Origin of the sequence: Tenacibaculum sp. SZ-18 (assembly GCF_002813915.1) — a bacterium.
GTDB lineage: Bacteria > Bacteroidota > Bacteroidia > Flavobacteriales > Flavobacteriaceae > Polaribacter.
The window spans coordinates 2,606,244-2,630,791 of sequence record NZ_CP019335.1 but is presented as its reverse complement, the minus strand read 5'-3'; the positions used below and the strand labels follow the sequence as shown (position 1 = coordinate 2,630,791).

The following is a 24,548-nucleotide window of genomic DNA, read 5'->3' as shown; positions in this document are numbered from 1 at the left end:
TTAATCACAATCAAAAAGTGTATTTAAAAGCCAGAAGTTGGACTTATTACATACAACGGTTTGTGTATGGTTAGTTGCTTCGTTAAATGTAAAAAATTTAGAGTTAAAGACTAGCTTTATAAAAAATCACTTACCTTTAGTTTAGCAAGGAATAGCAATTAACTATACGCTTTGTTGTAGTGCGTCTTTATTTCATTCATTAAGTCATTATACGAATAATTTGTATTCGCTTGAATTACTTTTTCAATTCTGTTTGGCTCAACATTTGTGAATAAGAGAATTTCATAGTCTTCAAAGACAAATTCCATAAAGTCAGGATTATCAAAAAAGTCCTTTGCCGCCTTTTTTGGGTTCGATTTTATTAACTTTAATCCTGATTCAATTATTTTTTTATCATCTGATTTATAAATCCCGTCTTTATCTAAATAATTAGAGTCATCTATCGTATTTCCTATTCGCCAGACTATTGTCTGTTCATAACCTTGTTTTAGCTTCGTTAAATTTCCAAATACTGATTTTGGATTACTCGACAATATTTCTTTTAAACTATATCTTGTTTTTGCAATAACTTCAAGGTCATCATTAGTTTCACTATGTCCCTCAACAATCCAATGGTCGTGAACCAATGGAAAATCATTTTCTTCCAATTCAAAGATAATTCCAACATATTCTTTGTCATTTAAAAGAAAGTCTAACCACCAACGATTTAAATTTTTAAAAGGTGTCAGAATTGAACACGAAATCCAAGTATCAGTAATCAGAATTCCATTTTCAAGAACTTGGCTTTTATTCTCTTTAGGTGTCCAATGTATTAATTTCATTTTTTCAGTTATTACAATGCACTACAACTCGTTATATCCAAACAAATATACCTGTTTATCGGTGAAATTTTCCGGATAACAGGAACTTTTGTTCCAATTCATTAATATTTGTGTTCTTGGTTATTTGATCTAACGGACTTTTTATATTTAGTAAACTTTTTTGTGTTACTTGCGTATAAACCATAGTCGTTTCTGGTTTACTATGCCCTAATAAATCTTGTATGTATCTTAAATTTACTCCATCTTCTAATAAATGCGTTGCAAAACTGTGCCTGAAAGTATGAGGAGTTACATTTTTTAATATTCCAGCTAATGCACATGACTTTTTAATTAATTTTCGAACACTACTTGCTGAATATTGGTTTTTATTTAAATTTTCAAATAAAAACTCTTTGGGTTGATAAGTATGATAATAATTTAATAATAAGGGAATAAAATTCTCGGCCAAAATTACATATCTGTCTTTTCTTCCTTTTGCATTAACAATTCGAAGTTGTCTGCGTTCAATGTTTATATCGGCTAATTTCAAAGCGAGTAATTCACTTATTCGAATTCCAGATGAATATAGCAGTGTAATAATGGCACGATGTTTTAAGTTTTTGGTTACTCTAATAATTGAGATAACTTCTTTTTGAGATAAAACTACAGGTAGTTTTTTTGACTTTTTCGGGCGTGTTAATTCTAAATTTGTAATGTTACATTCTGGGAAATAATTGCAAAATAGTTTAACAGCGCTAATGAATTGACGTTGGGTGCTTATTGAATAGTTTCTTTTAAGGAAAACGTCTTCAATAAACTTTCTAACATCTAAATTACTTAATGTATTTAATTCTTTTACTTTATAATGATTGACAAATAGGGCAATAAAGTGAGTGTAAGTTTTAACGGTACTTTTACTATATCTCTTCCCTTTTAAAAATAAATAATATCCATTTAAAAACTTTTTTTGCTCTTCAGTTAAATCAAGATGGTTATCAAAAATGTTGTTTTTAACACGAAACTTTGATAATATATTTAATAAGAGGTTTTTGTTCTCGTTTGTAAAAGGTAAGTACCAAGCTCTTTTTGAATTGCTCCAATGAGCGGGAGTTTTACTCTTCAATAAAGTAATTATCTCCAAATTGTAATCGAAAAAGATAAAAATACATAGTTTTCCTCTATGCCTTTTTAAAGATAAGGTAATTGTTCTCATAGCATGTATAAAAGTAAGCTTTTAATTGAAATGACCAAAATCAACCTAAGGTTTAAAAGGAAATCATTTTGTAGAAAATATAGAAGTAAAAACCGCCTATTCGTAAAGAATAAGCGGCAAAAAAAGATTAAAAAAATCTTATGTTTTTATTTGATGAAATGATCTATTTTTTAATCAATCGTTGTTTCTTTATTGTGTTTTCGCCATGTTTTACAGTAAGAATATAAATTCCTGTAGCTATAATTTTAGGAGAAATAACTTTCTCAACACTAGTGTCTAAAGAAAAATGTTCTTCATAAATCTGTTTTCCGTTTGTGTTAAAAAGCTGCAAATGCAGTGGTTTTTGAAAATATTGATTGCCAACAGTTACTTTTATTTTATTTGAAAAAGGATTAGGGTAAATTTCTACTCCTGAGTCGGCTATTGGAGGATAAACAATTGTAGCGTTTCGTTGAGCTGTTCCACAAGCTCCTAAAAAGTTCCATCCACTAGAAGTCCTTTCAAATAGGTTGCCGTTGTAGGTAACTTTTGCTCCAACTGAGTAACTAACACCACTTTGCCATTCCGAAATTCCATCACAAATATCAGATGGAGGAGTAGAACCTCCGTTCCCTTCTTTTGTGTAAGAAACAATTAACCTTGCCGCTTTGCTTGATCCTCCTTCATAAGAATCAGCAACACGTTTTGCAGAAGTACTTGTTAAACTTGTTCCTCTTCCCTTGATAATGAAACTAACACTATTTCCTGAAGTCCAACCCGATTGATTTACTAAACTTTGGACCATGTTTTTTAAACTCGGAGTTCTTTGTGCACTTCCAGTTTGCCCGCTCGACCATCCGCTTGGTTGCCAAATTACTTTTGATGCAAAAGTACTTCTACCTGAAACATTGTTCGAATCTGTAAATACTGGAGAGTTTGTTGAGTTGTGTAAACTTATTTCTAAATCAGCACTGTTGCTATGGCTTTCGTCTGCTGTAAACTGAATATAAGCACTAGTAATTGTAGCATTTTTTGGTAGATTTACATTTCTGAATCGTAATCCAATAGTTTGGTAACTAGAGTTGTTATAAGAATCATAAACCAATTCTAAATCGCTACTGTCATCGTAAATTTTACCATTTTTATCCTCTTCAACGTCATCACTTCCGTTCGAAATAGCTACATCAATATTTCCATTTCCAGTATCACCACCACCTGTAGATCCTGATTTGTTGATTGTTATAACACTTCCATTTGATGGATTCCAAATATCTAAATTTGAAGGAATTTGAAAAACATTATTGTTAGAAACTTCACCAACGCTAGAAGCATTATCAACCTGAATTGTTCTTGTTTCAATTTTGTTTTCATCAATAAATATCCACTTGAATTGATTGAAACGCCCTGAGTTTCTAGTCCAACTTTTATTATCTCCGTTAGAACGTAGAGGAGCCCCCCAGCATCCTTCGCCTACGTATACTGTTCCGTTTGTATTATCTCTAACGAACCCTTCATCGCTTCCAGAATCTGTTGAAGGTCTTACCGGCCATGTAGTTTTTACAGTGTGTGCGTCACACTCAACAACTAATTGAACTTTGTTGTCGTAAAAAGTTTGTGCCCAATTACTATATTGGCTATTTCCTTCTGATTTATAAGAAACATGTGGACGCATTGGTTTGTGATATTGTGCAATTTTCCAAATAGCACCTGAGTTAGCATTTAAATCGTTACGTAACCAAGTAGTTTGATTTCCTGAAATAGAAATTTCAGTATTTAAAGTATATGTTCTTACTAAGTTGTTTCCAAAAGTAATAGCATAATAAATACTTGTAGATGGTGTGTCAAATAAATTATAAATACTATTATTACTGTCTTCATGATTTCCGCGAGCAGCGATAATAGGAAACATTCTTCCATCGGAAGCAATGGTTAATTGCCAATCGTTAAACCAAGTTTGCCATTGGCTATTTGTGTCATCGTCAGTCATGTCACCACCGAATAAAACAGCATGAGGCTTTAGTTTTGAAACTAAAAGATTTGCATTTCTACGAGGAGTTCTGTTGTTTCTTGAATCTCCACCAGCAATAAAAGATAATCGGCTTCTATCACTTGGAGCTGTTTTAAACCATAAACGTTGACTTGTTCCTTCGCTATCTATGATAACAAAATAATAGGCCGTGTTTGGTTGTAATCCAGTTAATCTTACAAAGTTGTTATTCATTCCTTTGTAAGAAGAGGTTCTACTTGGTGCAGCGGAATTCGGATAACTAGTATAGTTAGTTCCGTAATCTGTTGTTCCATAATAAACGCGTGCATTACTTCCTGAAATTTGATTCCATCCGATAACAATTGAAGTAGAAGGATTTCCTCTTAAAGTTAAACGATATTTATCGTTTGATGCGTTTGCATTGATACTAACAAATAATACCAATATCAATAAAAAAAGTTTTTTCATGATTTGCAGGGGTTGGTTGATTAATTTGAAGCGAAAATAGAAAAGTTGATAAGGCAAAATAACGGAAGAGAGAATGTTAATTGAAAATTAAATCTTATAACCATTCGTTTAAAATAATATAACATTCTACTTTTGTTAAGTTAACATGGTATTTGGTTATTTTGTAAGTATGAAACAAACTAACCTTCTTAAAGTTTCTGTTTTTTTAATCTTTTTAGGCAGAGCTTGGCAGCATTTGTTTTGGGATGCGCCGTATCGTACTTTTTTTTGGGACGAATCTTTATTAAAACCAATAATTGAAAATTGGTTTGGTATGAATTGGTCAGAATATGTTACAAGCTCCAGTACCGATAATTTTATACAAATATTTATTCAGTGTAATGGTTTTTTATATTTATTAGCCGCAGGATGCACTTTGTTAGTTACAAAATCGAATAAAAAACTATTCGGAATTCCTGTTTATTTGGGAGGAATTAGTTTGGTTATTTTATCTGTTTTGTTAGCCAAAGAGAAGTTTTATCATGTAGCTCAATTCTTTGAACATAGTATTCAATTCGGATTACCTTTTGTTTTTTTATACACTTTCAATGAAAATTTCGAAAAGTTTCGATTGTATTTTATTTTTAAAGTTTTAATTGCTATTACATTTTTTTCACACGGATTATATGCCTTTGGAGCTTATCCTGTACCAGGAAAATTTGTAGATATGGTAATTAATATTTTTGGCTGTTCCGAGAGTTTTGCAATCACTTTTTTATATGTCGCTGGTATATTAGATTTTATTTTGGCAGTATTCATTTTTATTCCTAAGCTCGCAAAGTATGCTCTAATTTACGCTATTATTTGGGGCTTATTAACTGCTTTCGCAAGATTGGCAGCAAATTTTTATTGGGAGTTTCCATTACAAACATTACATCAAAATTTATATCAAGTCATATTTAGGTTACCTCATGGGTTAACACCTTTAATAGTGTTGCTAGGAATTCATGCATATTTTAGAAGAAAGAGCTTTGCTTATAGAAGAAAATTAGTTTCAAACAGATAAATAAAAAAACTGATTTTACTTTATGAGATTTAAAGAAATATAAGTATGTTATTTTTTCAACCATTCCTGAAAGTATGTAAATACTTCTATTTCTATTTGTAGTAGTCTTTTTAAGTTCAAATAAAAATTTAATCTTTGGAAACAAGACTATTCTTTAATAGAGATGATTGTTAAACTATAATTTTTATTGATTTTATTCTTTACTCGCTTACTAGTAGCCGTTTGGAAGCTTGTAAACCACATTTTTGATACCTGTTATAAGCTTTGGCAGCTCGTAAAATAATTGCTTCATTTGATTCCTTATTTATGTAACCTTCAATAGCATCGTGAATTGTGTAAGCTTCGGGTGCCATTAATCCAGTAGTCCAAACTAATGGGTTTACATTAGCTTTCTCTAAATGAGGTTGGAAATAGTTTTTACTATAACAGGCTAAAATGATAACATCTCTCTTTTTGTGATCGGTATTTATGAATTTCTCATTTAGTTGAAAATCCATTAAGCCATCATGTCCAATATAGGCTACCAAATTTGAGTTACCTTTTATACCAATAGTGTCTTTGTTTATATTTATAATGTCTTTTTCAATACCAGCAGAGCTTCTTAAAAAAGTTTCAGTTGCGTTTTTAATATATTTTCCGTCATAAGCATCTGCAACAATCGTATAGTCCTTTGTTTTATGCTTGAATATAATTCTTTCCAATATTATAGAATCTACTTGTTTCGCATGTTTTAAAGTCCAATTAGGACTTCTTCTGAAGTAAGACTTGATTCCGTATGCTGTTCCCCAATACAAGTTATTTTTAGGATCTTGTCCGTTACCTATTTTTTCAGGAACAGGAATAATTCCTTGGTATTTATTATCACATAAAGCAACTATAATATGAATTGTATTAGAAGTATTTTCAAACTCAATATTCGTACAGTTGTTTACAGGTTTTTTAATTGTTCTTTCTGTGGAATCAACTGTAGTAGATATTACTGGTTTTTCATTCTTATTTTTGCAATGAACTAAAACAAAAATTATAATTAAGAATGATATCAATCTCTTTATCATGAATTAGTGATTTCTTTTTAACTCTCTTCTTCTCATAGGCATTCCATCAATGATAGAGAAAAGCTCTTTTTGGGTAAATATTTTTTTGGTTCTTTTATTCTTTATTCCTCCATCAAGTCCAATAAGTAGAACTTTGAATTTAGATTTTTTCGATTTATATTTTTCGTAGGGTTGCTCAGAATAAATCCAATTATCTTGATTCTCGGTTTTTAGTTTTAAGGATATTCTTCTGTAACGCTGAGGTTGGATTTCAAAAAAGGCAAGTTTTCGTTCTTCGAATTCTCTGAGGCTGGAATGAAGCTCGTATAGTTGTTGTTTACGAAGACTTGAGTTGCCATTTGTTATAATTAAAACCACTCTATTTTTCCATTCATATTCAGGTAAATCTAATTCTTGAGAAAACATTTGATGTATTCCTGCTAGAAAAAGAATAATTAAAACAGTGTTTTTCATATTACTTAATTTTTACTCGAACACCTTTTGAATGACTTGAAAATTCTGGTGCGTACATGCTTTGAATCGTTGTAATTCCATTACTAAAGTTTCCTTTATTGTTTACTCTTACGTCATATTCAAAAACATATATACCTTTTCTTATACGATCAAAAAAGAAGTTAGTAGCTGCGTCTTTCGTACTCTGATAATAACCTAATCCGTCTTGCCATTTATATTGAGAGATAACATCTACAGGTTCAAAGGCAGAAGCTCTCATATCTTTCATATGAATAAACTCCATGTCTCTATCCACTTTTAATTCAACTCGAACTGTAACTAAATCTCCAACTTCAAGATTAGTATCGTTGATAGCAATTAGTTGTTTGCCAGTATCGGAATTAACTTTTTTGAATAACTTTTTAGAAAGTTGTAATGGAGTTTTTGCTGAGGTAATTTTATCTAAATCTTCAAAATATTGCCAGTATAATCCGCCCCAGGCAATTCCTTTATCTTTTTTAGTTAAGGTAACCGATGCTTTATCTGAAGTAATCTCAGAGCCACTCCATGAAGTTTTAAAATATCCTGTTCCAGCTTCAAGTTTAGAATTTTCAAGTTGAATTGGGTCGATAGTTTTATTATCCATTTTTATAGTTACTAATTCCGAAGAGTTTAACCAGTCAGAACCATTTAATAATAAAGCATAAACTGCTTCAGAAGTAGCTTTAGTTGTTTTCCAACGACTCACTTGTTTATTCTTTAAAAGCCAAATTTTAAGTTCGTCAATAGTTTTAGTATCATTTTCGATTTCTGAGAAGACTTCCACCATTAAAGCCTGAGTTTCAATTGGAGCTTGATGCCAATACCAACCAGCTTTGTTTTCTTTCCAATACATACCGAGTTCTTCAGAGAAAACACTATTCTCTCTTAACGATTTAAGAATTTTATGGGCCAATGTTTTTTCTCCATTTCTAAACTGAATTAACGCAATCGAACCTTTACCTGACAAATTGAATGACTTCCAATATGTAGCAGATTGATTGCGGTAATAATCAATTGCTTGTTGTGTTTTTTCTTGTACAGGAATTTTATTAAAGAAACTACGCATGTACAAGTATTGAATATCAAAATAACCAATATGTTGTTTGTCTAAGTATTTTTGATATGCTTTAGCGCCGTCTTTTTCTTTGATTTGCTGAGCTGTTTTTAGAATTCTTTCATAGTTGTCTACTATTTCATTGTCTAAAAACTTAACGGCTTTGATAAGCATTTTTGTCGTCTTTTTGTCGAAATTATCAACGCCTAATTTTTCTAAATGTCCAAAGCCAGAAACGATATAATTTGTAATATAAGTATTAGGATACCTGCTTCCTTTAAACCAAGGAAATCCACCATTGTTCATTTGAATATTTTGTAACTTATTTAATGCTTTTTGACGACCATTTTTCATATTGTTTAAATCGAACAACATCGCGATTCGTTTCTTTTGCTCACTTTCAGACTGCGCATCACGCAACCATGGTGTTTCTTGAATGATTAGTGATTTTAACTCTTCGTTTTTTTCAAGATTACTGATAAGTGCTTTGCTTGATTTCCATTGATTGAATACATTTTGAATTTTAGGATTCGAATTCGCAATAAAACTAGCTAAGGTATTTGCATAATAACGTGAGAAAGTTTGTTCAGCACAATCATATGGATATTCCATTAAATATGGTAAAGCTTGCACTGCATACCAAGCAGGATTAGAAGTTACTTCTAAGCTTAGTTTATGATGTTTTAGTGTAGATGAATTGTTGCTCTTTAACTTTTCTAAAGTAAATGTTTTTGATTGATTTGAACGCACCCACATTGGTAAGGTTTCTGTAACTAACATTCGGTTCGATAAAACAGGAAGCACATTTTGTTCACCATCTGAAAAATCTTCTGCTTTAGCAATTACTTGGTATTGTACAGCTTGTACAGATAATGGAATTTTTAAATTCCAAGATACTTGTGTATTTCCTTCTGAATTAACAGTAAAGGGTTGTTGGTTATTGTTATTATTTAATTCTGAATCAATAGTCTTCCCAGTGATTGCATCAGTAAGTAATAACTTAGTAGTTCCGGTTAATGTTTTATCTGTTAAGTTGCTGATTTTTGCACTAAATGTAATTTCATCTTTTTCTCTTAAAAAACGAGGAGCATTCGGAACTACCATTAGTTCTTTTTGTGTTACTGTTTCAAGTGTTTTTGTAGCGGAATGTAAGTTTTTAGAATGTGCCAATAATTGTAACTTCCATTTTGTCAAAGCTTCTGGAATAGTAAAATTAAAAGAAACATTTCCATTAGTATCAGTAGATAGCTGCGGGTAGAAAAATGCCGTTTCTTGAAGGTTTTTACGAATTTGAATTTGATCTAGAGATCCTTTTAGTTTATCTTTTTCTTGTTTGAGTTTGTAAGAGGAATTTTTAGGAGTCCAACCAGAAATATCACCACTTTCATAATCTTCTTCAGGAGTTATACTAACACCAGAAGTTCTACCGATCAGTTCTTTATTAACAGTTTTTTTATTATCAGATCTAGGTGCCGCACCACGAATAATTATCGCTTCAGATTCCATTGAAAGGGCATTAAACCCATAAACGTTAAGATCTCTGAAATTAAAATCAAACCAATTTAATTGATCATATTGTAGACTTGGGAAATCAAAATAATTTCGGTTGTTATATTCCATTCGAAAATATTTAGTACCAAAACTATTTCTAGAGTTTATAAAAGTCTGAAGTCTATACGTTGGTTTATGAATAGGATCAAAATTCCAGTTATGTGTTTTAAATTGATCCAATGAAGCATCGTACATACTGGCTAATAATTCAGCGGTAACTTTTTCTTTTTGTGTTCCTTTAATCGTAAAACTCCATTTTTCATTTGTCCCAGGTTCTAATTTGTCTCTGAAAGTTTTTGTAATAATGTCTAAATCCGTTTTTGGATGAGGAACATTAATCATTAATGTTTCGCTATTTATTGAATTGTAGTTCACAAAATGATAACGAATACCGAATCCTCCATAGTCGTCACTTGTTACAGGAATTTGAATTGTCTTAGCGTTTTCATTTAAATGTAGATAATGATAATCAACAACTTTTCTTTCTTTCTCAACTGTAACCATTACTGTCACATCCTTTGAGTTGGAAGCAACTTTTATAATGGCTTTTTCACCAGGTTTATAACTTTCTTTATCCATTTTAACAGAAATAAGTGCATTGTCCGCTGGACGTTTATCCTTATTGCTGAAAACAGAAATGTATTTTTTGTCTGATACTACTTTATTGAATTTATCTTTTGAAGTTAATTCAATTAAATATTTACCGGATTTCCATTTCTTTAAAGTTGGAAGCTCAATTTCTTGAATTCCATTTATTGTAGTGAATGACGTTGAAAATAATGACTTTCCTTTAGCCCATTTTAAATAGTTGTCTTCAGTTTTGTAAGCTTCATGTGGGAATTTTGATTTGAATTCTTCTTTAGAAATTTTTTGATAAAAAGGAGCTTCCCATGGACGTTTTCTAATGGTGTTTTCAGGAGAAATCAACTTGTAAATAGTAATAGTTCCATTTGTATCAACTGATTGGTTATTTAGATTTTTTGTAGCTACTTTAATCTTTTGATTTTTCTCATTTCTATTATAAAAATCGTTGCTTTCAATGGTTGCTAATAAACTATGATATCCCACTTTAACGAGAGTAGAAGAGGAGCGAGTTTCTCCGTTTAAATCAGTAACATCAGCCGTTACTTCATAATTAAAAACTGGAAGTTTATCTTTTGAAATACTTTCATCTGGAAGTGCCTCAAACTTAATTTTAAATTCTCCTTTTGAGTTTGTAGTGGTTGCTCCACTAATTATTTCTTGAGGTTGTGAATTTAAATTTGGGTAAAACCAATAACACCATCTTGGATAAATCACTTTTCTATGAACTCGGTAAACGACTTTTGCCTCTGTAATATTTGCTCCTGAGTATGATTTTGCAAATCCGGTAACTGTAACCTCATTATTTAATTGGTAGGTTTCTTTTACAGGTTTGAATTTAGTTTCAAATTTTGGGCGCTTATATTCTTCAACAGAAATATATTGGGAATTTCTTCTACCATTGATTTTTGTTTCAATACTAAATTGACCAGTTAGACCAGTATTCGGTATAACAAAGTTTCCTGCAAAAGAACCATATTCATTTGTTTTAAATGATTGCTTTTTGATTACTTGGTTGTTTACATCTTTAAAATATACTTTTACATTTTTATTCGTAATTATGGATGATTTCTCTTTGAAACTTTCTAAACAAATTCCTTTGAAATAAACAGTTTGCCCTGGTCGGTAAATACTTCTATCTGTAAAAACAAATGTTTTAGTTTGATTTCGATAACGTGGATTGTTATTTACATTTTCTCTTAAATAAAATTCTGCGAAAACCGCTCGATCATTTTTGTGAGTAATAATTGCTCTTACCCTGTTGTAATAGTCATCAGGGCTAAAGATAAATTCGCCGTTTTTGTTGGTGGTAAAAGTTCTATCAATAGTTTTGTTTTGGTATCTACTTTTTTCACTTAGAAATCTTACCGAAGCATTTTGAATTGGTTTTCCAGAATTCCTGTCAAGAATTTGATAAATTGTTTTGTTAGGTTCGTTTCGGGTTATAAAAGTTAAATCCGTTGCTTGAATTAACGCTTCTCCGAATATTTCTTTATTAGATAATTCTCTGTTTTCAGTTGCTAAAATTAAATATCTTCCGTTTGGTAATTTAGGAATGATAACTTCGGTAGAATGCTGTAAATAGTCTTTTTCATTTGGCAATTCGTTTTTCCAAGAAGTTACTCTTTCAAGCGCTTGAATTGCTTTAATTTTTAAATCTTTATTATAAATCTTTTGTAGCTCTTGGTATTGGTCGTAAGTAATTTTAAATATTGAAAAATGTAAACGGTTTAGATTGTTATAATTAACTAATACTCGAGAAAATTTATTGATGGGTATATTGGCTTCTGCAACAAGGGAAAGTTGTTTTTGTTGAATTTTTGAGATAAGAACATTTGCTTTTTTAGCTGCTAAACTATTAGGGAATTGCTTCTTTATTTGTTCACAAATTTCAAGACCTTGTCTATTTTTAAACCTGTAATCTTCATTTTTATTCTTAACATATTTATTGGTTTGAATGTTATAAACTCGAGCTATTTCAAATGAATATAAGCTACCTGCTTCAATATTTTTATAGTTACTTTCTGAAGATTGTAAAGTTTCTAAATAAGCAGTTTCGTTATTCATAAACGTTGCATTCTGACTAACGAAAGCTAATCTTTGTAAATCTACATCAACTAAAGCATCAAAGTTTTTACTTTTTTCATGGAACCGTGTTAATTCTTGAAAGATTTTAAGAGCATTAAATTGAAGAGATAAAGAATCCTTTGTTTCTAGTTTTAATTGTGTAAATAAATTAGAATCACAGATGAAATCAGGATTATTTAGTTTAAACTGAAAAGATGGTTTTGTGATGTTTGTCTCATTAGTTTGATAAAAAACCAAGGCGTTTTGAGCTAGTAAATCATAAAGACTTGGTCTGTATTTTTCTGATTCTTCTTGAAGAATTAAAATATCTTTATATTTCCGAATATTTACTTTTTGGAGTTTTTTACTTTCACTTAAAGAGAGTTGGTAAATGGAATGGATTTCTTTAAATAAGGTGTTTAAATCCCATGTGCGAAAATCATTTTCATCAACCTTTTCAGTTGTTTTTGTTCTGTTGTAAAACTTGTATCTGTTTTCTTGAAAATATTGCCAGTATAAATTGGCTAACATATTTTGTAGAATATTTTTACTTGGAAAATTACTATTTGAAATTTGTAATTTAAAATCATTGATAATAGTAAGTTGAGCGTTTTCCTCCATGTTTATGGAAAGTTTACTTTTATAAACTAAACATTTTATAAGCTGAGGTGAATTATTATCAGCGGTTGCTTTTGTATAAATCTTTTCTACAAGCTTTAATGCAGATTTCGGAAGATTTTCTTTTTCAAACTCATATACTTTTTTCCATAAAATAATATAGTTGTTTTGTGCTTGAGAGAGAATGGAAAAAAGAATAAGCATTGTGATTAAAATTGACTTTTTTTTCATGACAAAAGGTTGTTAATTCGATAAAAATTCAGAAAACGTATATTAATATAACTGAGAAATTTAGATCAAATTATATGTTAGCTTACAAAGTACATTTATACTATTTGAAATATCAAATTATACTTAGTTTATGATTAATTTTCGTTTGTAAAAGCATCATTCTAATGAGTTTCGTTTTAAAGATACATATTTTGTTTATTGGTTTTGTATTTTTGATTTCAGATTACAATTTAAAATGAAAATACACTTTATTGCCATCGGCGGAAGCGCGATGCACAACTTAGCATTAGCATTATACCAAAAAGGATACCAAATTACAGGAAGTGATGATACTATTCACGATCCTTCAAAGTCTAGATTAAAGGCTAAAGGATTGTTGCCAGAGGAGTTTGGATGGTTCGAAGAAAAAATAACAAGTGATATAGACGCAGTAATTTTAGGAATGCATGCAAAGGAAGATAATCCCGAATTATTAAAAGCTCAGGAGCTAGGTTTAAAAATCTTTTCTTATCCAGAGTTTTTATACGAGCAATCAAAACATAAAACAAGAGTTGTAATTGGAGGTTCTCATGGAAAAACAACCATTACGTCAATGATATTACATGTTTTAAACTATCATGATAGAGAAGTCGATTATATGGTAGGTGCGCAATTAGAAGGGTTTGATACAATGGTCCATTTAACGGAGGATAATGAGTTTATCGTACTAGAAGGTGATGAGTATTTAAGCTCACCAATTGATAGAAGGCCAAAGTTTCATTTATATCAACCTAATATTGCTTTAATAAGTGGAATTGCGTGGGACCATATCAATGTTTTTCCAACTTTTAAAAATTATGTAGAACAATTTTCAGTTTTTACCGATTCTCTTGTAAATGGAGGAATAATGGTGTATAATGAGGGAGATGAAGAAGTAAAAAAAGTGGTTGAAGGATCTACTAATTCAATCAAAAAATATCCATACGAAACACCAGATTTCTTTATAGAAGAAGGAGTTACTTATTTGAATACTCCAGAAGGAGAATTACCATTAGAAGTTTTTGGAAATCATAACCTACAGAATATTGCTGGAGCAAAATGGATTTGTCAGCATATGGGAATTGATGAAGAAGATTTTTATGAAGCAATTGCAAGTTTTGGAGGAGCCAGCAAACGATTAGAGAAAATAGCTCAATCGAAATCGACTGTTGCATTTAAAGATTTCGCTCATTCTCCATCGAAAGTTAAAGCAACAACTAAGGCAGTAAAGAATCAGTTTGGTAATCGAAAATTAATTGCCTGTTTAGAATTGCATACTTATAGTAGTTTGAACCAAGAATTTCTTAAAGAATACAAAGGAGCATTAGATGCAGCAGATAAGGCAGTTGTGTTTTATTCTCCACACGCGGTTCAAATAAAAAGATTAGAAGAAATATCTCAAGATCAAATCTTTGAAGCTTTCCAGAGAGAAGACCTAATTGTTTACACCAAACCTGAAGATTTTAAAGATTTTCTATTCAGTGAAAATTTGGAGAATTCAGCTTTATTATTAATGAGTTCAGGTAATTATGGAGGATTAGACTTTGATGAGTTTAAAACATTGATATAGGTGCTAGGAGTTTCTTCCTTTAATTATCCTCTTAATTAACCAAATTGCATGGTTTTTACTGTAGAAAGCTTTAAATATAACTTTAAGTCTGCTCAATAAGAATAGTTTTTTTCGCCAAAAGCTGTAGTGTTTATTCCTTTTTTTTTCATTTAGGATCATCTTGTTAAAATGGTTAAGAGATTCTTTTGAAGAATTAGTTTCTACGAAATTTATAGAACTACTGTTCAAAACTAATTTTGTAATTGCTAAAAAGTTATTTAGCGGAATTTTTAATCGATCATCCAGTGTTTCTATGCTTTTGTATGTGTCAGTTTTTTTTGATAGTAGAAATACATCATATGCATTTCTTAAAGTAATATCGTTGTAGAACTGACCATCATCGTTTATTTGTTTTGCAATTATACTAAGTATTAATTGATGATTATAACCTAAAACAGAGTAATTGTCTCGGTTTAAAATATCAGACTTTATTAGGGAATAATTAAAAAGTTTATTGTAAGGCTCTTTAACCATTTCTTTGTGAACTTCTACAGCTGCAATTCTATTTTTCTTGTGAATTCGAGGAAGATGTTTGTCATTTGGTAAACTATTATCAGTTTTAACGAGGTTAGTATACTCCTCGGCTTTTAATAATGTAAAAGATTTAAGAGTGTCAGCCTTTGTAACCAAAAAATCGATATCACCAACCATTCGTTCAGCAATATCCTCGTATAATCCTTCTAACAAATTTCCAGTTCCTTTAAGAAAAATTGGAGTAATATTATTTTTTAATAATAAAGAATTAATTTCATTAGCCTGCTCAATAATCTGTTCGTTTCGTTCTCTGTTTAACTGGGTAATATGTTGCATATATCCAACTAAATCTTCTGGAAGATAATGCAGTAAATTAGTGCGTTTTAAATTGCAGTATAAAGCAGGGAATACGTAGTGACTCGTACTTACTTTAACCACGTCATCCCAATCAACATAATTATTTTGTAGTAAGTTCTCTACTATGATTTTATTATTTATCTCATGTGTAATGGTTAAACATTTTCCTATAAAAAATAACGTTTCTTTATATGTCATTATTCAAGATGCTTTTTACGGTGTTTACCATTCTTTCGTTGTCTGAATATGTTAGTTTGTAGCAGTTGGTGTTTGAAAACCAATTTAAAAAAACTTCAACATTGTCTTTTTTCTGAGATAACCATGAATCTGGGACTAATTGCTGGAAGGCTTCTAATTTCGAGATATTTGCAAAGTTTAAAGCCGAATCTTTTTGATATTTTATGAAAACTAAATCATTGCATGGTAAATGATGCTTTCCACTATTTATTTTTGGAGGAAGAAAACGAACAATTTTATTCAATCTTTTGAAATGAAATTCAGCGGTATTTTCTAATTCAGGATATAAGGGTAATAATGTTTCTAAACTATTTCTTTTAATAGAAATTGCAGAAGGGAATGTGTAAATATTTTTTTGTTCAACATCAATTGGGACAAAATCATCGGCTAGACAGGTAAGTCCATTAGCTTGTAAAATTGCCAGAGATGTGCTTTTCCCATTACCTGAATCTCCTAGTAGAAGCAGCGATTTTTTATCATTTCCTAAACCGGATGCATGAAAAATACCCATCCATTCATTTTCATGTTTTTGGTGAATGAATTGCACCACATACATGGAAAATTTTCCCTGGAAATAATGAATGTCTTTTCTCGGCCAAGAGCCTATGAAGTTACCATCAATTATGAGAGAAGTAATATCATTTTTGGTAAAAACTTTAAAAGTGTGATTTGTTTTTTTTGAATAGTCAACTTCTAAGTGAGAAAATTTTGGATGAACTAAATATTCTTCAAATTCAGATTGATAGTTTACTTCAAAAATTAAATCATTTATTCTGTAAAACTTTGTTATTTGGAAAATAGGAAGAGAATAAACAGAACTTTGTTCTGAGAAAAGCACTTTATTGTTTGTGTTCTTAACATAAACTTCTTCGTTAATTTTATTTACGAATTCAAATCCAGCTTCTTCAGAAATTTCAAACTCTTTTGCTAAGTCTTTTCCTATATTTTCAAAGGTAAGTCCGTCGTTTATTTGACTAATGATATCTGCTGCTTTATTTTCTAAAACAATATAGTTATTTGTTGCTTCAAACCAAACTATAGTCTTGCCTTCGATATGTTTAAATAGTATGTTGTTCATTAGATTCTAAAAATATAAAACCTAATAGAAGTATCTAACTATTTTTTGAATTATTTATAAATTAATCTTCTTTATGAATTTACCCTTTTCTGTTTTAACAGAAACCAGATAAATTCCCACTGGTGGAGTATTAAATCTGATTTTATTACTATCAGATGAAGTAATTTTTGAATCGAAAATTGACTCACCGTAGATAGTATAAACTTTAACAGAAGCATCTAAATCTAAGTTATTAATAGTTATTTCATTTATATCTGATTTGAAAATCGTAACAGTTCTTTGTAAATCAACAGAATCTTGATGCTCTTGGTTTGTTGATTTTTGATTCATGTGTAAAAAGAAACGTCCTTGATTTACGACATTGTTTTTAGGGGTAAAAACATATGGCCTTCTTTGTAGATTCACGAAATTATTTGTGTCTTTATCTTCCAAATAAACTTCATAATTGTCTGGAATATTTAAAATATTAGCACTTATAGTTAAATCTCCTCTCGCTTTTGTTCTGAATCCTACAGGAATAATTAAGTTTTCAATATCAGAGTTTGGTAATGCTTGAATTGCTAGTTTTCTTGGATTGTTAGTGTCTAATTGATCCGTGAAAATTTGAAAGTCTGAATCTTCATCAAAAATCTTAGAATCGTAACCATTGTCAAAGCTTTTACTTGTATTCGAAGTATAATAGATTTTTGTTGATTGTTTGTGAGTGGAGTTTTCTAGTGATAGTTCGACTGAGAAAACTTGCTCTCTTTCATTTGTAATTTCATTTCTTTGTCGCAAATCTTTAGTGTGAAAAACAAAATTATCTTTGACGTTCGCTTCAACAAAAAAACTATCAGAAGGTGCAATTTTTATCGGATTTAGTTTGTTTACAGCTTCAAAGTATTGTCCATTCCAAATCCAAAGTGTTTGCTCTGTTAAGATATTAGAGTTTTTGTTTAATAGTTCTTCAGAGTCAATATATGAAAGATATGGATTTCCAATAAGGTTCATATTTGTATAATTTGACTGGTTTAGCGGGATATAAGTGTCTTCTGTCTTAATATTTCCATTAAATGTTACAATTCTACCAGTTGTTAATTTTATAGAATATCCTTTTCCAGGTTCAAGATCTTTGTCTGAATCATTCATAAAAGGGTTCCAAGTATTATTTAATGTGTTAAAATAGGATAAACTTATTTCTTCTCTTTCATTTACAATAACATTATTAAGTTGAATGAAGTTGGATACAGTTTGATTAACCATTGGAGTAGAAATATAATTCCACCCTTCTTTTGATAACTTCTTGTCGTAATTAATTTCTTTTTGAATTGCTGTATTTGCTATTAAAGAAGCTCCAGAATCTACTTTTAAAGTGTTGAAATTGATTTCATCAGTAATAACCGGATAATATTCTAAATAATTAGGAATAATTACATTTGTATTCTCATCAGGAACAAGATTATTTGACCAGTTTGATGGAGTGAACCAGTCCTTGTTAGTCGTTCCTAACCAAGTTACGTCTTTGCGTTTATCCAATAATGTAACGTTAAAATCTTGTGTAAATCCTAGTTCTACATCACACGCATTTTCTATTGGGTATGTTCCAGTGGAATCTTTATAATTACTACAAATAACCCTTATTGTAGTTTCACCTTGATTAAAAATTTTATTTGTTAAATCTATTTCATTATCAAATGAATATTTATCTGTACTAATTTTATTTTTTATTAACCATTCACCTTCATCATTGAAATCGCTATCTCTATTGAAATCTATGAAAACATTGTAAAAGAATTCTTGTTTTCTAGATTGATCTATTTCAAGATTTAATAGAGTATTAGTTTTAAGTTCAACATGTTTATAATCTGCAACATTTACAGTATTACTACAAGTAAAGTTGGCGTGATCAATTATGGTTTTATCTTGCGTTTTAAGGGTAATTCTTTCTGGAGTAAGTCCAAAGTAATTACACGTGTTTATTGGATTACAGTAAGTACTTTTAGCAGTTGCTGCCATAATGTTACTTCTGTTTTCAGGGAAATCTACTGGAATCACTCCGTAATTATAGCTAGTATTAGAGTTGATGTTGTTATCAGTAAATACAGATGTTTTTTTTGAAACATTAGCAATTTTTTCAAAGGCCAATTGAGAAGAATCGGAATTAATTGATTTTTCGATTATATATCCGTTATAATGGTTAGAATTAGTCCACTCTATGTTGTTAGATAAGTGGGTATTTTCGGATAATATAATTTGGGGTGAATTATTTTTTACATTCATTTCATAACCATGAATATGATATCTTTTATCATTTAATCGATAGTCAATAGTTTTATTCATGAAAGGAATCTTTTCTTTATTAGAAGAGCTTTTTTCTTCCCTGTAATAGGACATTAAGTTGGTGTTATAAGTATTATATGATTTACCATGCTTATCCATTTCGTTAGAACTATTGTGAGGATTGGTAGGTGTACTACACAGATAATCACCAGTGCCACTAAAATTCGAGTACTCTTCATGGTGGGAAACATTTTTAACTTGGGGATGATTGTTACCATGTCTAGTACTCTTGAGGGTTTGCATTAAACCAAAATAATGCCCTATTTCATAAGGAAAAGATGAATGCATTTTTCTAAATGGGGAACCAAAAGTGAATTTTGAAAAGAAAAATGCATTCGGAGTGCTTGGGGAATTCGAGGTAGAAGTAAAGTTTCTACCCTTGTTAAAACTAAAAAAATTAGTACTTAAAGTATTCAAGTGGGGAACATAATCTACTCGGGTTGCGTTTTTCTCATAAAACGTATCTGAGTCAATATAATTTACTTTCGCTGAATAAAAACCTATGTTTAGTGGTTCTGAATATTTATTTATAGTTACAAACCCAAACGGAATAGTATTTAGTGCTTGTTGAAGTTTATAGTTAGTTATGACATTAGGTTTATGAATAATATCCAATTTAACTGTTAGCGCTAACTCTTCTGATCTTTTAGTTTTTCTAGTATGAATGAAATTATTATGTATGTCTTGTAGGCAGTTTATGGTTACTTTGTATTTATCATTTATATAAATTGCATTGTTGACATGCTTTGAGTAAGCCATCGAGATAAAAGGTAGTAAAACAAATGAAATAACAAGTATAAAACGATTGTTATTAGTAACCGTATTCACCCCACCACAATAGGAATAAATATATTTTGTTGCAATTTGGTTGTTTTTTGATTTTTTTTGTGTATTTTTACTTACACCCTTATTTTTAGATGATAAAAAGATACAGTAAAAATATCTTAAAACTTCTTTAAACATTGTTACAATGTCTAAAGGTTGATATTCCTTATACATAATAATGGTCGAAATGAAGATTGACTATTCCAGACCCTGCTTTTGTGCGCTCGCCAAAGTCATACAATTGCGGGGTTATTTTTATTTAATAAATAATTGCTAATATTACAATACTAGTAACACCTTTGATACAGTTATAAATGCTTGATATTACGAGTGCGGGTTGACTAGCACAAGTAAAACTTATAACGATTCAAATTAAACGTCAGCAACGAAAAACGTTTTATTTTTATTTATAATTACTACGAATCCATTGCACTTATACAACTAAGTGATTTTTTTAGGGGATAGGGAATTATAAAAATGGTGAGAGGTAATAGCTAAAAAAAAGTTAAGAAAAATAAAAAACTGTTTTATTCATAACTTGGGGGTTTTTATGGGTTAAACAATTTACAGATGGTCAGTCTGTATTATAATAAATGAAAGATAAGGTAATGCAATACTTTTTCTTATCTAGCGAATTCTGAATCTAATATAGTAAAATATTTATATTATGACAAGTATATTGTGTTTTTTTTTTGTAAAAAAACCTCAAGGAAATTCTTGAGGTTTTTTAGTAGTTAAATAGTTAGGCTTTTAAAATCCATCACCAGGTTGTTCAGGTGAAGCAGCTTGTGCTTTTTTAGGATTTAAAATTAAGTAAGTACCTAAAGCAGTTAAAGCTGTGTACTTCCCATAGTTTCCTATTTTTTTGAGAGCTTCTTTTCTAGTAATCTCTTCTTTATTTAGTTTATTATTTTTCATGATTTAGTAGAGGATTAGTTTATTCTAAAATGATTTTCTTAGTTATGTTTCCTAAAATAGAGTTTAGTTTAACAACATATACTCCTGTAGATAAATTAGGTAACGCTATTTTACTTAATCCACTAGAGTTGATATCAGTATTAACTAATTCTTCTCCTAATAGAGAGAATACTTTTACATTTCCTTTAGCTTGTAAACCAGCAACTGTAATTTCATTATTAGCAGATTTATAAATACTTACATTAGAAATATTTTGAGTAATATCTTCATTACTTAACTTCGCTGAGCTTGCATGGATGTAGTACTGCCCAATACCATTTATATCAGCTTTAGTTGTAATTGTATGGTCTCCTTCTGAAAGATTCACAAAAGTATTACTTACTCTATCTTCTAAATAAATTTCAATTCCGCTAGGCAAATTAGATGAACTAACAGAGAAAGTAAGTTTTTGATCTGCACCAGCAACTAAACCAACAGGAATAATCATCGTAGCGTGATCTGCGTTCGGTAAAGTTTGAATAGCTAACTTTTTTCCTTCATTATTGGTAATTAACTCCGAATATATCTTTAAGTCTGAAGCATCTTCACTAAATATTTTAGAGTCATATCCATTGTCAAAATCTGTTGTTTTTCCGTCTACGTAAAATACTTTAGTAGATCTTCTTTCATTTTGTCTTTCAACAAATAATTCGAAAGTTGGATAAGAATTTTCAGAACCTTTAATGAATGTATCCGTAGTTTGGTGACTTTGATTCGTGGCTTCGAAAGTTATGTTTCCATTACTTGAAGCTTCGACAAAGAATCCTTGTCCAGGAGCTAATTCTATTGGAGAAACGGCGTTATATGTTACATATTTAGTTCCATCCCATAACCATAATGTTTCCTCAGCGAGTATTGATGAATTAGTTGATGCAAAAGTAGCTGAATTTATGTAGGAAGTAAATGGGTTTCCTAATATGTTAAAATTAGTTCGACTCCCCAGTGAGATTGGCTTTAGTATATCAGTAGTATTCAAACTACCAGAAACACTTAGAGTACCAGGGTTAGCTAGTTTTATAGAGAAACCAATTCCATTGGCGACACCAATATTAGATGTTGATTGAGCATATATCCAGGGAGCAGTAGTATTATTGAAATAATACCCTAACCCTAAATTTCCTCCTGTACCAGAAGCAAGATCATTATTGGCTATTATATCGTCTAGAGACTCTCCAGAAACTGGAGCAGAAACTAAATGCCAATTGGTAGTTGGTAGGTTTCTGTTATAGGTAATAGCTCCGTTTACTGAGGCTTGTGCGATAAATGAAGCACCGTCGTTCATTGTTATACTGTTAACTGTTATAACAGATGTAGCTGTAGGGTAGTTGGTTAACCCATTTGGTATAATTACGTTACCATCACTATGAGGAACAATATTATTATCCCAGTTAGCAGTATTATTCCAATTATTGTCAGAATTTCCAGTCCAAGTATATGTATTGGGATATATGTCTATATTAAAAGTAGACGAATTTGGACATGTTCCATTAGTTGTATAATTAACTGTATAGCTTCCAGGTGTAGATGCCGAAACGTCAATTAGCCCTGTAGATGCATTAATATTTAAACCTACTGCTGCTGAAAATGATCCTCCCGTTAAACCAGTAATGGTTGGAGAAGGGTCTGCATCTTCCGTTGTATATGATGAAGCCCCATAGCTAAAAGAAGCGTCATCTAAAGCATTAATAGTAATATTAGCCGAAGCTGAATCCGGACAAGTTCCATTTGTTGTATACGTAATAAGATATGTTCCAGGAGTCGAAGCAGACACATCAATAGTTCCGTTTACGGCAATTACCAAACCACTAGTAGAAGAGAAAGTTCCACCAGGAGTAGCAATACTATTTGGTGATGGGTCTGAATCGCTCACACAGTAAGCAGAAGCGGGATAGCTAAAAGAAGCGTCATCTGCAGGATTAATAGTGATATTAGCAAAAGCTGAATTCGGACATGTTCCATTTGTTGTATAGGTAACAGGATATGTTCCAGGAGTCGAAGCAGACACATCAATAGTTCCGTTTGAAGCAATTACCAAACCATTGGTAGAAGAGAATGTTCCACCAGGAGTAGCAATGCTATTTGGTGATGGGTCAGGGTCATTAAGGCAGTAAGCAGTGGAGCTATAGCTAAAAGAAGGGTCATCTAAAGCATTAATAGTAATATTAGCTATAGCGGAATTCGGACATGTTCCAGCTGTTGTATAGGTAATAGGATATGTTCCAGGAGTCGAAGCAGACACATCAATAGTTCCGTTTGAAGCAATTACCAAACCATTGATAGAAGAGAATGTTCCACCAGGAGTAGCAATGCTATTTGGTGATGGATCAGGATCATTAAGGCAGTAAGCAGTGGAGCTATAGCTAAAAGAAGCGTTATCTAAAGCATTAATAGTAATATTAGTCGAAGTTGAAGTCGGACATGCTCCAGCTGTTGTATACGTAATAGGATATGTTCCGGGAGTCGAAGCAGACACATCAATAGTTCCGTTTGGGGTAATCACCAACCCATTGGTAGAAGAGAATGTTCCACCAGGAGTTGCGATGAATATTGGTGATGGATCAGGTTCATTATTACAATAGGCACCCGCATTGTATGCAAAACCGGGATTGGCAGAATTACCAACGTTAACCGTTACTGCTCCACAACTGCCTGGGGTTACACAACCACCCTCTCCACGAATATAGTACGTTGTAGTGACATTCGGACTTACGTTAAAAACACCAGTAGCCGTAGTACCTATTAGAGTCCCTCCGCAAGAACCTTTGTAAATATGCCAATTCGTAGCGTCATTTAAACTTGAGCTATTGGAAACAATTAAATTGGTATTCCCTCCATTACAAATAGAGGGGGTAGTCGCAGTTACTGCTGGTATGTCAGGATCAGTACAAGCAGAAGCAACATCCCATCTAAATGCGTCCAGCGCAAGGTAGTCTCCTTGACCATCCGTCGTTATGATAATTTCATCTAAAAGTGTATTAGAATTGTCTGAACCGCCCTCAGTAGATAAGTCAATAAAAACAAAACCATTATTGACGCCCAGATTAATTGTTTCAAAACCAGATGATTTTGTGAAGTTAAATACATTAGAACCATCTTTTTTTGCTTGAACAGTTAGCGAGCATGAAGGTCCATTTCCAAAAATATCAGAGATGTAAACATAAAAGCTTTTTAGTGTAAAATCGGTGTTATCGTTAGTCTTTATAGTTAATGATGTACCCCCTCCAAAAGATGTAAAGCCGTCATTATCAATAGTTTTATTGTCTCCCGATGTTCCATTCCAACCAAGGCCACAACAAGCAGCATTAATGTCAAAGTTTTCTGAACTGGAAATTGAGAATATTTGACCATTACTTGTAAAAGTGGTTGAGGCATTACTTTCATCTTCAAAATCTTCTGTAGTTTGGGAAAACATATTGATACTCAGCAGCAGTAATAATATACTGCATAATTTAGTAGTTTTATAAAACATAATTTTAGTTTGATTAGTTTATTAAATGAATTTAGTATATTTTCAATATATGAGGAATATACTTATTATACGTGTCTATGA

Annotated in this window: 13 protein-coding genes; 2 read left to right on the top strand and 11 right to left on the bottom strand. The window is 31.0% G+C overall.

Features of this window, described 5'->3' with window-relative positions; all coding sequences use genetic code 11:
* Positions 1-158: 158 nt before the first annotated feature.
* From BTO06_RS11640 to BTO06_RS11630, 3 genes are all read right to left on the bottom strand, one after another.
* Positions 159-821, bottom strand: a complete 663-nt coding sequence (locus tag BTO06_RS11640) for a hypothetical protein (protein ID WP_100925469.1) — start codon at positions 819-821, stop codon at positions 159-161.
* A 55-nt stretch (positions 822-876) separates the two neighbouring features.
* A complete protein-coding gene (gene xerA, locus BTO06_RS11635) occupies positions 877-2,013 on the bottom strand; it encodes a site-specific tyrosine recombinase/integron integrase (RefSeq protein ID WP_100925468.1) in 1,137 nt (378 codons plus the stop codon).
* Between the two features lie 163 nt (positions 2,014-2,176).
* On the bottom strand, positions 2,177-4,447 hold the full coding sequence (locus BTO06_RS11630; protein WP_100925467.1) for a fibronectin type III domain-containing protein: 2,271 nt from the start codon (positions 4,445-4,447) through the stop codon (positions 2,177-2,179).
* A gap of 169 nt (positions 4,448-4,616) precedes the next feature.
* On the opposite strand from BTO06_RS11630, the gene BTO06_RS11625 reads away from it, so the two are divergent.
* On the top strand, positions 4,617-5,492 hold the full coding sequence (locus BTO06_RS11625; RefSeq protein WP_157811821.1) for a DoxX-like family protein: 876 nt from the start codon (positions 4,617-4,619) through the stop codon (positions 5,490-5,492).
* 200 nt (positions 5,493-5,692) lie between these two features.
* Here the strand turns inward: BTO06_RS11625 and BTO06_RS11620 are convergent, their stop codons facing one another.
* Genes BTO06_RS11620 through BTO06_RS11610 form a run of 3 tightly spaced genes read right to left on the bottom strand, consistent with a single transcriptional unit; the run spans position 5,693 to position 13,124 of the window.
* On the bottom strand, positions 5,693-6,547 hold the full coding sequence (locus tag BTO06_RS11620; RefSeq protein WP_232731448.1) for a hypothetical protein: 855 nt from the start codon (positions 6,545-6,547) through the stop codon (positions 5,693-5,695).
* 3 nt (positions 6,548-6,550) lie between these two features.
* Positions 6,551-7,000, bottom strand: a complete 450-nt coding sequence (locus BTO06_RS11615; protein WP_100925465.1) for a DUF4174 domain-containing protein — start codon at positions 6,998-7,000, stop codon at positions 6,551-6,553.
* A gap of 1 nt (position 7,001) precedes the next feature.
* Positions 7,002-13,124 (bottom strand): alpha-2-macroglobulin family protein, encoded by a 6,123-nt coding sequence (locus tag BTO06_RS11610; RefSeq protein WP_198517074.1) that lies wholly within the window; start codon positions 13,122-13,124, stop codon positions 7,002-7,004.
* 235 nt (positions 13,125-13,359) lie between these two features.
* On the opposite strand from BTO06_RS11610, the gene BTO06_RS11605 reads away from it, so the two are divergent.
* Positions 13,360-14,712 (top strand): UDP-N-acetylmuramate--L-alanine ligase, encoded by a 1,353-nt coding sequence (locus BTO06_RS11605; protein WP_100925464.1) that lies wholly within the window; start codon positions 13,360-13,362, stop codon positions 14,710-14,712.
* Positions 14,713-14,715: 3 nt separating this feature from the next.
* On the opposite strand, the gene BTO06_RS11600 is transcribed toward BTO06_RS11605, so the two are convergent.
* The 5 genes from BTO06_RS11600 to BTO06_RS11585 form a co-directional block, all read right to left on the bottom strand.
* Positions 14,716-15,780 carry a nucleotidyltransferase family protein gene (locus BTO06_RS11600; RefSeq protein ID WP_100925463.1) on the bottom strand — a complete coding sequence of 355 codons (1,065 nt, stop codon included), beginning with the start codon at positions 15,778-15,780 and terminating at the stop codon, positions 14,716-14,718.
* On the bottom strand, positions 15,770-16,897 hold the full coding sequence (locus tag BTO06_RS11595; RefSeq protein WP_100925462.1) for a hypothetical protein: 1,128 nt from the start codon (positions 16,895-16,897) through the stop codon (positions 15,770-15,772). The genes BTO06_RS11600 and BTO06_RS11595 overlap by 11 nt, the downstream gene beginning before the upstream one ends.
* A gap of 54 nt (positions 16,898-16,951) precedes the next feature.
* Entirely contained in the window at positions 16,952-20,215 is a 3,264-nt protein-coding gene (locus tag BTO06_RS11590) for a T9SS type A sorting domain-containing protein (protein WP_100925461.1), read from the bottom strand.
* Between the two features lie 576 nt (positions 20,216-20,791).
* Complete coding sequence (locus BTO06_RS18700; RefSeq protein WP_198517072.1) at positions 20,792-20,959, bottom strand: hypothetical protein; 168 nt, start codon at positions 20,957-20,959, stop codon at positions 20,792-20,794.
* A gap of 19 nt (positions 20,960-20,978) precedes the next feature.
* The gene (locus tag BTO06_RS11585) at positions 20,979-24,410 is read right to left on the bottom strand and encodes a T9SS type A sorting domain-containing protein (protein ID WP_157811820.1); all 3,432 of its coding nucleotides are present in this window, start codon (positions 24,408-24,410) and stop codon (positions 20,979-20,981) included.
* Between the last annotated feature and the right edge of the window lie 138 nt (positions 24,411-24,548).